10 protein-coding genes are annotated in these 12,212 nt (G+C 69.8%); 8 read left to right on the forward strand and 2 right to left on the reverse strand.

What is annotated here, in order from left to right:
* Positions 1-158 precede the first annotated feature (158 nt).
* The 5 genes from eccCa (at position 159) to ACFORO_RS40245 (ending at position 7,523) form a co-directional block, all read left to right on the forward strand.
* Complete coding sequence (gene eccCa / locus ACFORO_RS40225; protein WP_354748186.1) at positions 159-4,178, forward strand: type VII secretion protein EccCa; 4,020 nt, start codon at positions 159-161, stop codon at positions 4,176-4,178.
* Between the two features lie 43 nt (positions 4,179-4,221).
* Positions 4,222-6,237 carry a type VII secretion-associated protein gene (locus tag ACFORO_RS40230; protein ID WP_377874024.1) on the forward strand — a complete coding sequence of 672 codons (2,016 nt, stop codon included), beginning with the start codon at positions 4,222-4,224 and terminating at the stop codon, positions 6,235-6,237.
* A 10-nt stretch (positions 6,238-6,247) separates the two neighbouring features.
* Complete coding sequence (locus ACFORO_RS40235) at positions 6,248-6,607, forward strand: hypothetical protein (protein ID WP_377874025.1); 360 nt, start codon at positions 6,248-6,250, stop codon at positions 6,605-6,607.
* A gap of 241 nt (positions 6,608-6,848) precedes the next feature.
* Positions 6,849-7,169, forward strand: coding sequence for a WXG100 family type VII secretion target (locus tag ACFORO_RS40240; protein ID WP_116202477.1), 321 nt, complete (start codon positions 6,849-6,851; stop codon positions 7,167-7,169).
* A 63-nt stretch (positions 7,170-7,232) separates the two neighbouring features.
* Positions 7,233-7,523 carry a WXG100 family type VII secretion target gene (locus ACFORO_RS40245; protein WP_354748179.1) on the forward strand — a complete coding sequence of 97 codons (291 nt, stop codon included), beginning with the start codon at positions 7,233-7,235 and terminating at the stop codon, positions 7,521-7,523.
* A gap of 221 nt (positions 7,524-7,744) precedes the next feature.
* Here the strand turns inward: ACFORO_RS40245 and ACFORO_RS40250 are convergent, their stop codons facing one another.
* Positions 7,745-8,440: a DUF4333 domain-containing protein gene (locus tag ACFORO_RS40250; protein WP_377874026.1), complete on the reverse strand. Its 696-nt coding sequence runs from the start codon at positions 8,438-8,440 to the stop codon at positions 7,745-7,747.
* A 52-nt stretch (positions 8,441-8,492) separates the two neighbouring features.
* The gene (locus ACFORO_RS40255; protein WP_377874027.1) at positions 8,493-9,398 is read right to left on the reverse strand and encodes a hypothetical protein; all 906 of its coding nucleotides are present in this window, start codon (positions 9,396-9,398) and stop codon (positions 8,493-8,495) included.
* 253 nt (positions 9,399-9,651) lie between these two features.
* Here ACFORO_RS40255 and rplM point away from each other — a divergent pair, with 253 nt between their 5' ends.
* The 3 genes from rplM (at position 9,652) to glmM (ending at position 12,190) form a co-directional block, all read left to right on the forward strand.
* The gene (gene rplM, locus ACFORO_RS40260; RefSeq protein ID WP_009072361.1) at positions 9,652-10,104 is read left to right on the forward strand and encodes a 50S ribosomal protein L13; all 453 of its coding nucleotides are present in this window, start codon (positions 9,652-9,654) and stop codon (positions 10,102-10,104) included.
* A gap of 11 nt (positions 10,105-10,115) precedes the next feature.
* A complete protein-coding gene (rpsI, locus tag ACFORO_RS40265) occupies positions 10,116-10,604 on the forward strand; it encodes a 30S ribosomal protein S9 (RefSeq protein WP_037816243.1) in 489 nt (162 codons plus the stop codon).
* Between the two features lie 248 nt (positions 10,605-10,852).
* Complete coding sequence (gene glmM / locus ACFORO_RS40270; RefSeq protein WP_377874028.1) at positions 10,853-12,190, forward strand: phosphoglucosamine mutase; 1,338 nt, start codon at positions 10,853-10,855, stop codon at positions 12,188-12,190.
* Positions 12,191-12,212: the final 22 nt, after the last annotated feature.

Raw genomic sequence — 12,212 nt, forward strand, 5'->3', positions numbered from 1 at the left:
ACACTCGGGCGCACTGGGAGGACGGGCCCCGCCGGGGGCCCGCGGAGGGGGTGCGAGATGCCGATCCTGGAGTTGGCCGGATTTCCGGGGCGACGTTCGATAGGTTGTCCCGCGCACCCGGGTGCAGGCGTCGAGCAGGAATAGAGGGGTCCTTCTAGATGAGCACGCTGCAGTTCAAGAAGTCGCCGCGGCTGGCCGCGCCGCGCCCGCCCGGCGGCGAGGTGCATCTCGAGCCGCCGCCCGAGGTGCCCCGCACGATCCCGGGAAGCATTGTCGCCAAGGCGATTCCGGGCGTGATGATCTTCGCGTCGCTCGGGATGATGGTTTTCATGTTCACGGCGGGCGGCGCGAAAAACCCGACCACGATCATGATGAGCGGCATGATGCTGATGGGCACCGTCGGCATGCTCGCCGGAGGCGGCGGCAAGGGCGGCGGCCAGAAGAAGGCCGAGATGGACGAGGACCGCAAGGACTACCTGCGGTATCTCGGCCAGATGCGCGACCGCGCCCGCGAGGCGATGGTCGACCAGCGCGCCGCCCTCGAATGGGTGCACCCGGACCCGCAGTCGCTGTGGTCGCTCGCGGCGAGCCGCCGGATGTGGGAGCGCAGGCAGAACGACCAGGACTTCCTGCACCTGCGCGTCGGCCGCAGCTCGCACCGCCTCGCCACCCGGCTGGTCCCGCCCCAGACCGGCCCGGTGGACGAACTGGAGCCGATCGCCACCCTCGCGCTGCGCCGGTTCGTGCGCGCGCACTCGATCGTCCCCGACCTGCCCACCCAGATCACCCTCCGCGGGTTCGCGGCGGTCAGCATGCAGGGCGAGCGCCACCGCACCCGCGCGCTGACCCGCGCGATGCTGGCCCAGCTGGTCGCCTTCCACAGCCCGGACGACGTGATGATCGCGGTCGCCACCGCGGGCCGGGCTAAGGAGGAGTGGGAGTGGGCCAAGTGGCTCCCGCACACCCAGCACCCCACGCTGTCCGACGGCATCGGCCAGCTGCGCATGATGGCCGGTTCGCTCAAGCAGATCGAGGACTGGCTGGACGAGGAGCTGCGCGACCGGCAGCGGTTCTCCCGCAACGCGACGCCCGCCCCGGACCAGCCGCACGTCGTGATCATCGTGGACGACGCCGAGGTCACCCGCGAGGAGCAGATCATCCTCGAGGAGGGCCTGGTCGGCGTCACCCTGATCGACCTTTCCGATTCGGTCGGCAACCTCGCCGCCCGGCGCGGCCTGCGGCTCGTGGTCGAGGAGGACCGGCTCGGCGCGCGCAGCGCGGGTGGGGTCGAATGGTTCGGCCGTCCGGACAGCCTCAGCGTGGTCGAGGTCGAGGCGCTCGCCCGGCTTCTCGCGCCGTACCGCGTCGGCGGGGGCGGCGGGCAGGACGTCAGCGACGAAGAGCCGCTGCTGTCCAACCCCTCGCTGCTGGAGCTGCTGTCCATCCCCGGCGACCCGATGACGTTCGACGTGCAGCAGGCGTGGCGGCCCCGGCCGATCCGCGACCGCTACCGCGTCCCGTTCGGCGTCGGCGAGTACGGCCAGCCGGTCGAGCTGGACATCAAGGAAGCCGCGGCCGAGGGCATGGGCCCGCACGGCCTGTGCATCGGCGCGACCGGTTCCGGTAAGTCCGAGTTCCTGCGGACGCTGGTGCTGGGCATGCTGGCCACGCACTCGTCGAGCACGCTGAACTTCGTCCTCGTCGACTTCAAGGGCGGCGCGACGTTCCTGGGTCTGGACAAGGCCCCGCACGTGTCCGCGGTCATCACCAACCTCGCGGACGAGGTCACGCTGGTCGACCGCATGAAGGACGCGCTGGCCGGCGAGATGAACCGCCGCCAGGAAGCGCTGAAGAACGGCGGCAACTTCAAGAACGTCTGGGAATACGAGAAGGCCCGTGAGAACGGCGCCGACCTCGACCCGCTGCCCGCGCTGTTCATCGTCTGTGACGAGTTCTCCGAACTGCTGGCGGCGAAGCCGGACTTCATCGACCTGTTCGTCGCGATCGGCCGGCTGGGCCGGTCGCTGCAGATGCACATGCTGCTCGCGTCGCAGCGGCTGGAAGAGGGCAAGCTGCGCGGTCTCGACTCGCACCTGTCCTACCGGATCGGCCTGAAGACGTTCTCCGCGGCGGAATCCCGCGCGGCGATCGGTGTGCCGGACGCGTTCGAACTGCCGTCGGTCCCCGGTGGCGGTTACCTGAAGTACGACACCTCGACCCTGGTGCGGTTCAAGGCTTCCTACGTCTCGGGCCCGTACCGGCCCGCGGGCATCAAGGCCGCCGGTCCGGCCGCCACGGTGGTGCGCGCCGACAAGCGGCCGCAGCTGTTCGTGCCGGACTTCGTGGAACTGCCGAAGGAACCCGAGCCGGAACCGGTCATCGAGGAAGCGGAAGCGCCGAAGAAGCCGGAGTCCGAAGAGGCGGTCGAGCCCAGCGAGCTGGACGTCATCGTCAGCCGCCTGATCGGGCAGGGCCCGCCCGCGCACGAGGTGTGGCTGCCGCCGTTGAACGAGCCGAACTCGCTCGACACGATGCTGCCGAACCTCAACCCCACCGACGACCGCGGCCTTTCCCCGGTCGGGTTCTTCGGCAACGGCAGGCTGCAGGTGCCGATGGGCATCGTCGACCGGCCGTACGAGCAGCGGCGCGACTTCCTGTGGGCGGACTTCGCCGGTGCGCAGGGCCACGGCGTCATCGCGGGCGGCCCGCAGTCGGGCAAGTCGACCATGCTCCGGACGCTGATCATGTCGATGGCGCTCACCCACACCCCTGAGGAAGCGCAGTTCTACTGCCTCGACCTCGGTGGCGGTACGCTCGCCGGCCTCGCGGACCTTCCGCACGTGGGCGGGGTCGCGGTGGCTCGGCGCGAGCCGGACAAGGCCCGCCGGATCGTGGCCGAGCTGACCACGCTGCTGGTCGAGCGCGAAGGCCGGTTCGGGGCGCTGGGCGTCGACTCGATGACGGAGTTCCGCAACCGGAAGCGCCGCGGCGAGATCACGCCGGAGCAGGACGCGTTCGGCGACGCGTTCCTGATCGTGGACAACTGGCGGGCGCTGCGCGACGACTTCGAGGAGCTGGAGACGTCGATCACGCGGCTGGCCACGCAGGGTCTGGCCTACGGCGTGCACGTGATCATCTCGGCGAACCGGTGGGCCGACCTCCGGCCGGCGATCAAGGACATGCTCGGCACGCGGTTCGAGCTGCGCCTCGGTGACCCGACCGAGTCCGAAATGGACCGCCGGATCGCGGTCAACGTGCCCGCCGGGCGGCCGGGCCGCGGGCTGACCCGCGACAAGCTGCACCTGCTCACCGGCCTGCCGAGGATCGACGGGTCGAGCGATCCGGAGACGGTCGCGGCGGGCGTCGCGGACGCGGTCGCGAAGATCCGCGGGGCGTGGCGCGGCCGGGTGGCTCCGCAGGTGCGCCTGCTGCCGGAGATGATCACCTACGAAGAGGTCCTGCAGATCGACCAGAAGCGGGACACGAAACTGGTCCCGATCGGCGTCAACGAGGAAGATCTGCAGCCGATCTACCTGGACTTCGACGCGGACCCGCACTTCTTCGCGTTCGCCGACGGCGAGTCCGGCAAGACGAACCTGCTGCGGCAGATCGCGCGCGGCATCACCGAGCGCTACACGCCGCAGGAGGCCGTGATCCTGCTGGTCGACTACCGGCGCACGATGCTCGGGTTCCTCGAGGGCGACGCGCTGCTCGGCTACGCCGTTTCGTCGGCGCAGCTGGACAGCATGGTCCAGGACGTGCACGGGTCGATGACGCGGCGGCTGCCGGGTCCGGACGTCACCCAGGAACAGCTGAAGACGCGGTCCTGGTGGACCGGTCCGGAGCTGTTCGTGATCGTCGACGACTACGACCTGGTGGCGACGCAGTCCACGAACCCGCTCAAGCCGCTGGGGGAGTTCCTCGCCCAGGCCAAGGACGTCGGCCTGCACCTGATCGTGGTCCGGCGCACCGGTGGCGCGTCGCGGGCGGCGTACGACCCGGTCATCGGCAAGCTCAAGGAACTCGCCGCCACCGGCATGGTGATGAACGGTTCCCGCGACGAGGGCGTGCTGATCGGCAACATCCGGCCGAGCGCCATGCCGCCGGGCCGGGGCAACATGCTGAGCCGCAAGAACGGGAAGCAGCTCGTGCAGGTGTCGTGGATCCAGCCGGACTGACCGGCCGGGGAGGAGCCGGCGCGCTTGACCGAAGGGGTGCCCGGTGACGGTGCGGGTCGCGATCGACTTCGGGACCTCGAGCACCTGTGTCGTCGTGTCGGTCAACGGCCGCGAACCGCAGGTCGTGGTGATCGACGGGCAGCCGTTGATGTCTTCGGCGGTGTACGCGGCGTCCGACGGCACCCTGTTCGTCGGCCAGGAGGCCGAGCGGCAGGCGGCCGTCGACCCGTCGCGGTACGAGCCGAATCCGAAGCGGCGGATCGACGAGGGCGATCTGCTGCTCGGCGATTCGGTGCTGCGGGTCATCGACGTCGTGCACGCGGTGCTGGACCGGGCGGTCGCCGAGGCGCGGCGCGTCGCGGGCGACGCCGAGGTGGACCTGCTGGTGCTCACCCACCCGGCGGACTGGGGCGCGATCCGCACCCGGCTGCTGCGCCAGGCCGCGGGACGGCTGGCGCGCGAGGTGGCGCTGGTGCCGGAACCGGTCGCCGCGGCGGTGTACCACGCGGCCACCTTCGCCCCGGAAGCTTCGCCGGGCGGTCGGACGGTCGAGTTCTCCGGCCGTCCTGGCGACGCGTTGGCAGTGCTCGACCTCGGCGGGGGCACGGTCGACGTCAGCGTCGTCCAGCGGTCGCCGGAGGCCGCGCGCGCCGCGCGGGCGCCGGGTGCGCCGCCGCAGCGGGGCGGGTTCCAGGTGCTCGCTACCCGAGGCGACCCGAGCTTCGGCGGGGCCGACATCGACCAGGCGTTGCTGGAGCACGTCGGGTCGCTGGTGTCCGGCACGGATCCGCAGGCGTGGCAGCAGCTGGTCGAGGGTCGCGAGCTGGCCGAGCGGCGACGGCGCCGGGTGCTGCGCCAGGACGTCCGCGGCGCGAAAGAGACGTTGTCCCGGCACACGTACACCGACGTCCCGTTGCCGCCGCCGTTCGCGGACGCGCACGTGACGCGAGTGGACTTGGAACGGCTGATCGGGGCTCCGCTCGGCCGGGTGGTCGAGCTGACCAGCGGCGCGATCGCCGACTCGGGCCTGCGTCCGAAGCAGCTCGCGGCGATCTTCCTCGTCGGCGGTTCGAGCCGGATCCCGATGATTTCCCGGCTGGTGCACGAGCGCACCGGCGTGGTGCCGACGAGCCTGGACCAGCCGGAGACGGTCGTCGCGCGCGGCGCGCTCCGGGCGGTGCTGCTGGAACCGGACCGCACCGGCGTGCTGCCCGGTTCGTCGATCCCGGGGCACACCGACCATCGCACCGAGATCGTCCGCGGGGACGCGCCGACCCGTCGCGTGCCGCCGGTGCCGAACGCGCTGAACGCGCCGCCGCGGAACGCTCCGGTGCCGCCGCGCGGGTTCTCACCCGCCGATCCGGCCAGGGGACCGCAAAGCGCGCCGTTCGGAGCCGTAGCGCCCCCGAGTCCATTACAGACTGGGCCGGGCAAGAACGCGTTGGGACAGAACGGTTCCGGGAACGGGACGTTCGGTGCTCCCGGTGCCGAGGCGTCGGGCGGCTCCGGCGGCAAAGCGAAGAAACGCCGCAAGCTGTGGCTGATCACCGCGGCGGTGGCGGTCGCGGCGCTGATCGCGGGCGGGGTCGGGTACTTCGTCAGCAGCGGGAACAACTCCGAGCAAGGCCGCTCGTTCTCCCAATACGACTTCAGCCTCGTCGCGCCGAACGACTGGGTCCAAACCACCGACGAGGTCGCGGACCGGCAGGTGATCCTGCACCCGCAGGACGCCGAGCGGGGCAACGACCTCGTGCTCGCGCAGGAGTTCGTCATGGACTACGACGCGACGGCGGACCGGCAGAAACTCGTCGATGCTTTGCGATCCGGAGTCAGCGGAAACGCGAACTACACTGCGTTCCGCTCCGACCTGACTTACGGTGGCCGGAGCGTGATCGGCTATGTCGAGAGCAAACCCGAACGGATTACCGTCCGCTGGTATGTGCTCGTACAGGGGCGGATCCGGGTGCACGTCGGCTGCCAGTACCAGTCGCCGGCGGTGCAGCAGCGCGTCGACGCCGCGTGCGAGCAGGTGGTGCGCACGTTGAAGATCACCAGCTGAAGGAGCACTCGTGGCCTCCGAACCGGAATCCGCGCCAGCGGCATTCACCCGAGCAGGCCAGGACGCAGTCACTTTCTCGCGGCGCGTCGCGGGCACCGCGCTCGCGCGCAGCGAACGGCGCCGCGGCGAAAACCGGGAACTGCTGAAGGAGTTCGGCAGGCGACGGCTTTCCGGCGCCGCGGAACCCGCGCCGTCCGCGGTGCGCGGGGCCGCCCGCCGGTTCCGCACGGCCCGCGGATTGCCGATGCCGGTGGAACCCGCCGCTCCCGAGCCGGTTCCCGTTCGTCCCAAGATTTCGCCCGAACAGACACGGACGAGTGAAGAGGACGAGGACTTTTCGCAGTCGCGAATCATGAGCCGGGACTCCTGAAATATTCCGGGAACCGGCTGTGCGTGTGCTAACCACGCTGGTGGACAAGGTTTTTTCGGAAGCGCCCGGAGATCGTTAACCCGGCCGTTGCCGGGCGGTTCCCTGATCCGGCGTTCACGCAAGCAACTACTTGAGAAGAAGTCGCGACAAGTGTGAACCGAACTGGCAATGTCTTCGTCGTAGGTGCAGTGCCGGAAACACCAGCCGGCGCGCACAACCACTCACGAAGGGGGTAGCTCCCATGGCTGGCGGCTTCACTGGGGATCCGAAGGAATTCACTCAGGCTGAGGGGCGCGTTGTCGACGCGACCGGCCGGATGAACAAGAACCTGGGCGACCTGCGCTCCAACATCGAGGCGACCCGCGCGGGCTGGGAAGGCGACGCGCAGCGTGCCTTCGACAACGTCATGCGCCGCTTCGACGACTGCGGTCGTGGCCTCAACGACGCTCTGCACCGCATCGGCACCCTGCTTCAGGAAGGTGGCTCGATGTACGCCAAGAGCGAGGCGGCGCAGCACGAGCACATCAACTCGCTCAACAAGGGCTTCGGCGTTCTTGGCTGATCGGGATCTTTCCCGTTCGGATTTCGCCCCCATCTTCATTCATTCTTCTGACAGGAGCTTGACATGCCTGACGGCCGTATTGTTGTAGACCCGGGTACGATCCACCGCGCAGCGGAGGACTGCACCGCCACCGGTGGCGAGCTGAAGACCCTCTTCGACAACCTGAAGAGCGACCTCAACCCGCTGACCCACAGCTGGAGCGGTGAAGCGAAGGACCAGTACATCCAGGCCCAGAACGAGTGGGACCAGAAGTTCGACGAGTTCACCCAGCTTCTGGCGCAGATCGCCGCCGTGCTGCCGCAGATCGCGGACGGCTACCAGGCGACGGACCGCTCGGTGCAGAACCTGTTCTGAGCCACGCTCCGAAACCACGGCGGGCCAGGCACCTTCGGGTGCCGGCCCGCCGTTTTCGTGCGAGGGAAAGACTTTCGCGGCTCAGTGTGGGGTGTCGACGGAATATTCTGGCTGCTCGTTGAGCGCCTTGGCGCGGCGGTCGGCACCACGACGATCGCGTCGCCGATCAGGAACGGTTTCTTCGACCGGTTTTCCTGGCTTGGCCGGGGAAACCGCGCCGCTCAGTGCGGAGCGCCGACAGAATATTCCGGCTTGTCGTTGAGCACCCGCACGGTCACCTTCTTCGGCTGCCCGCCGACCTGCACCGTGCAGTCGAACGTGGCGCCGTTCTCGATCGTCTGCCCGGACGGGCACGCGACGTTCTTGACGTCCGGCTCGCCGTAGTTCTCGTTGAGCACCTTGGAAACGCCGTCCTGCAACGACTTCTGGTCCAGGGTGTCCCCGCTGAACACTCCGGTCGCCCACGAGATCCCGGCCGCGGCGGCGAGCACCACCACGACCGCGCCGGCGATCAGGAACGGTTTCTTCGACCGCGGTTTTCCTGGCTTGGCGGAAGAAAACGCGCCGAGCCCGCCGTACTCGGACGGCTGGAACCCGCCGCCGTAAGGACTTCCGGGCGGCTGCTGCCCCGGCTGGCCTTGCGGCGGCACCGGAGTCGGCTGGCTGTGCGCCTGCCCAGGCCCGCCGTACGGCTGGCCCTGCTGCCCGTAAGGCTGAGCCGGGTAACCCTGCTGCGGATACTGCGAGGGCGGAAACTGTTGCTGCGCCGGAGGTTGCGCCCACTGGCCGCCCGCGGGCTGTCCGCCCTGCCAGCCGGAACTGTCCACTTCGGACGGATAGCCCTGCTGCGGCGGGTTCGTCCCCGGCTGCCACCACTGCGGCTGGCCTTGCGGCTGCTGGTCGGGAGGCTGGGTCATCGGTGCTCACCTCGGGGTTCGATGGGCGCGGGGGTCGGCGGGAGAGTGCGCATCAGCGCCCCTGCAGTTCGCCGAGCCTGCGGTAGAAGTCCTGTTTGGCCGCGTCGTCCGCGAGCACGGTGACCTGCGAGGCGTCCGGAATCGTCGGCAGGTCCGAGGCGGTCGCCTCGCCGGTGAACTTGAAGTCGTAGCGCAGTTCGACCTTGTGCCCGTCGCCCTCGAACTTGGCCGCCATCGTGAACTCGGCGAGCGAACCGTCCGGCTTGAGTGTGATCGTGCTCGGCACGACGGCCTTGCGCAGTTCCGGTCCGACCTGGTTGACCAGCTTGTCCGGCAGCAGTTCGACGCGCCGGTCGAGGAAGATCGAGAACGGCACGTTCACGGTCAGCTGCTCAGTGCCGTCCGCGGAACTCTTCGCGCCGCGCAGCGCTTTCTTGTCCGCCTTGTACGAGCTGTCGACCGAGTCGCCCATCTTGCACGCGATCTGCACCCCGCCCCACGCGCACGGCTGCACGAGCCCGGCCTCCGGCTTCGGCATCGACACCCACGGCGTCGGCGCGAGCGATTTGTAGGCCGGGCCGAGGTAGAGGTACTCGACGGTGCCGTCGGCCGGGGTGAACGAGTCGAGGAACTCGTTGGGGTTCTTCTGCGACCGGTTGTGCACGATGCGGCTCTCCGGGCTGCCGGTGCGCGCGGAGGTGACGATGTTGTGCAGGTACTTGTCGTCGAACTTGAAGTACCGGTCCGCGGAGTTGGTCACGTTGCGCGGGTCGACGATCGTGTCCCCGAGCTTCGCCATGGCCTTCTCGAACTTCGCGCCGACGTACGCGGCGGCCTGATCGCCGTCGGGCAGCGCGGTGCCGGCGCGGGCCTGCCCGCACGCGGTCGCGAGCGCCAGCACGGCGGCGACGGCCGCGGTCGTCCGTACGGCTGCGGTCGTCCTCGCTCGTGTCTTCAACTGCTGTCCCCAGGTGCTCGCTCGTGCTCGCGCGGATGCGCGAGCGAATCGTCTCACCTCGAGCGGACGCGCACGGCGGCGTGGTGGTTCCGGGAACCGGTCGGGTACGCTGTGACCGGCCGACGAGGCGTCTTCGCACCCCCGCTGCACAACAGGCGGGACCACAGGGGTATCTTCATATGTCGTTGTGCGTTGCGGCGCGTCAGCGCTCGGCCCGCACATTACCCACACGCAATGACGACGAGGTAGACCCTTGCCCACGTACAGCCCCAAGCCCGGCGACGTCACTCGTGCCTGGCACGTGATCGACGCCGAGGATGTCGTGCTCGGACGGCTCGCGACCGAGGTCGCCACGCTGCTGCGCGGCAAGCACAAGCCGACCTACGCCCCGCACGTGGACACCGGTGACTTCGTCATCATCGTCAACGCCGAGAAGGTCGCTCTCACCGGTAACAAGCGCGAGCAGAAGTTCGCGTACCGGCACAGCGGCTACCCCGGCGGCCTGCGGAAGCGCTCCTTCGGCGAGCTGCTCGACACCAAGCCCGAGCACCTCGTTGAGAAGGTGGTCAAGGGCATGCTGCCGAAGAACAAGCTCGGCCGCGCCATGGCCAAGAAGCTGAAGGTGTACGCCGGCCCGCAGCACCCGCACGCCGCGCAGCAGCCGCAGGCGCGCGAGATCACCAAGATCGCGCAGGTCGCGCAGTGAGTGAGGAACAGTTGACCAGCACCGAGACCGAGGTCGTCGCTTCGACCGAGACCCCCGCCGAGGCCGTGGCGACCAGCGAGTCCGCCGCCGCCCCGCGCCCGTCGCGTGCCGCCGGTGGCAACGCGCAGACGGTCGGCCGCCGCAAGGAGGCCGTGGTCCGCGTCCGCGTCGTGCCGGGTACCGGTGAGTTCAAGCTCAACGGCAAGTCGCTCGAGCAGTACTTCCCGAACAAGGTGCACCAGCAGCTCATCAAGGAGCCGCTCGTCACCGTCGAGAAGCCGGACTCCTTCGACATCTTCGCCAACCTCAAGGGCGGCGGGATCTCGGGCCAGGCGGGCGCGCTGCGTCTCGCCATCGCCCGTGCGCTGGTCGAGGTTGACGCCGACGACCGCCCGGCACTGAAGAAGGCCGGCTTCCTGACCCGTGACGCGCGCGCCACGGAGCGGAAGAAGTACGGCCTCAAGAAGGCCCGTAAGGCCCCGCAGTACTCCAAGCGCTGATGCTCCGTTCGTGGGCGAACCCTGCTCGCGCCTGACGGCGCTTCACCGGGCTCACTCCGCGATCACATTGGGGGTCGAACCCCCAAGCCCCCGCCAGGGGCAAGCCCCTGGACCCCGGCGGCGTACGTAGGTCTCACCTCGTGCGCCGCCGGTTGCGTTTGTGGCCCCGATCGCGCCCCCTGCCCTCCGGTTGGACAGCGGCGTCGCGGGCTAGACTTTCGGTCTCGCAGTTCGAGGAGAGGGATCAGATGGCTCGACTGTTCGGCACCGACGGGGTACGCGGTCTGGCCAATGCCGACCTGTCCCCGGAACTGGCCCTGTCGGTCGCGGCGAGCGCCGCCCGAGTGCTGGCGGCGCACGACCGTTCGCACCGCCCGGTGGCCGTGGTCGGCCGCGACCCGCGCGCCAGCGGCGAGATGCTGGAGGCCGCCGTGGTGGCGGGCCTCGCGTCAGCCGGTGCGGACGTCCTGCGGCTCGGCGTGCTCCCGACCCCCGCCGTCGCGTACCTCGTCGGTGCGCTCGAAGCGGACCTCGGCGTGATGATCTCCGCCTCGCACAATCCCATGCCGGACAACGGCATCAAGCTCTTCGCCGCCGGCGGGCACAAACTGCCGGACAGCATCGAGGACGAGATCGAATCCGGCCTCGACGCGACCGGCATCACCCGCCCGACCGGCGACGGCGTCGGCCGCGTCACCGACGTTCCCGACGCGCTCGACAAGTACATCGAGCACCTGGTCGCCGCGACGCCGCACCCGCTGACCGGCCTGACGGTCGTGGTGGACTGCGCGAACGGCGCGTCGTCCGCGGCCGCTCCGGAGGCGTACCGCCGGGCCGGCGCCGAGGTCGTGGCCCTGCACGCGGAGCCGGACGGCCTCAACATCAACGACAGCTGTGGCTCGAACCACCCTGACCTGCTGCGCGCGGCAGTCGTCGAACACGGTGCCGACCTCGGCATCGGCCACGACGGAGACGCCGACCGCTGCGTGGCCGTCGACGCCGCCGGCGAACTGGTGGACGGCGACCAGATCATGGCGGTCCTGGCGCTGGCGCTGGCCGAAGAAGGCGCGCTGGTGAAGGACACCCTGGTCGCGACCGTGATGAGCAACCTCGGCCTGCACCTGGCGATGAAGGCCCACGGCATCACGGTCGTCACGACTGCGGTGGGTGACCGCTACGTGCTGGAGGAACTGCGCGCGTCGGGCCTGGCCCTCGGCGGCGAACAGTCCGGCCACGTAGTCCTCCCCGCCCACGCCACCACCGGCGACGGCCTGCTGACGGCGATGCGCCTGATGGCCCGGATGGCCGCGACGGGCAAACCGCTGGCGGAACTGTCCGCGGTGATGAACCGGCTCCCGCAGGTGCTGGTCAACGTCCCGGTGGCGGACAAGGCAGCGGTCGCCGGGTCCGCCGAAGTCCGCGACGCGATAGGCGAGGTCGAAGCCGAACTCGGCGAGGAAGGCCGGGTTCTCCTGCGTCCGTCCGGGACCGAGCAGCTGGTGCGGGTGATGGTGGAGGCCCCGGCCCACGACACGGCTCAGGCCGCGGCGGATCGGCTGGCTGGGGTCGTGTCCGCGGTCTCCTGACCGAACTGCCCGAATCGCTGCG

The sequence above is a fragment of the Amycolatopsis halotolerans genome (genome assembly GCF_042647905.1).
GTDB lineage: Bacteria > Actinomycetota > Actinomycetes > Mycobacteriales > Pseudonocardiaceae > Amycolatopsis > Amycolatopsis halotolerans.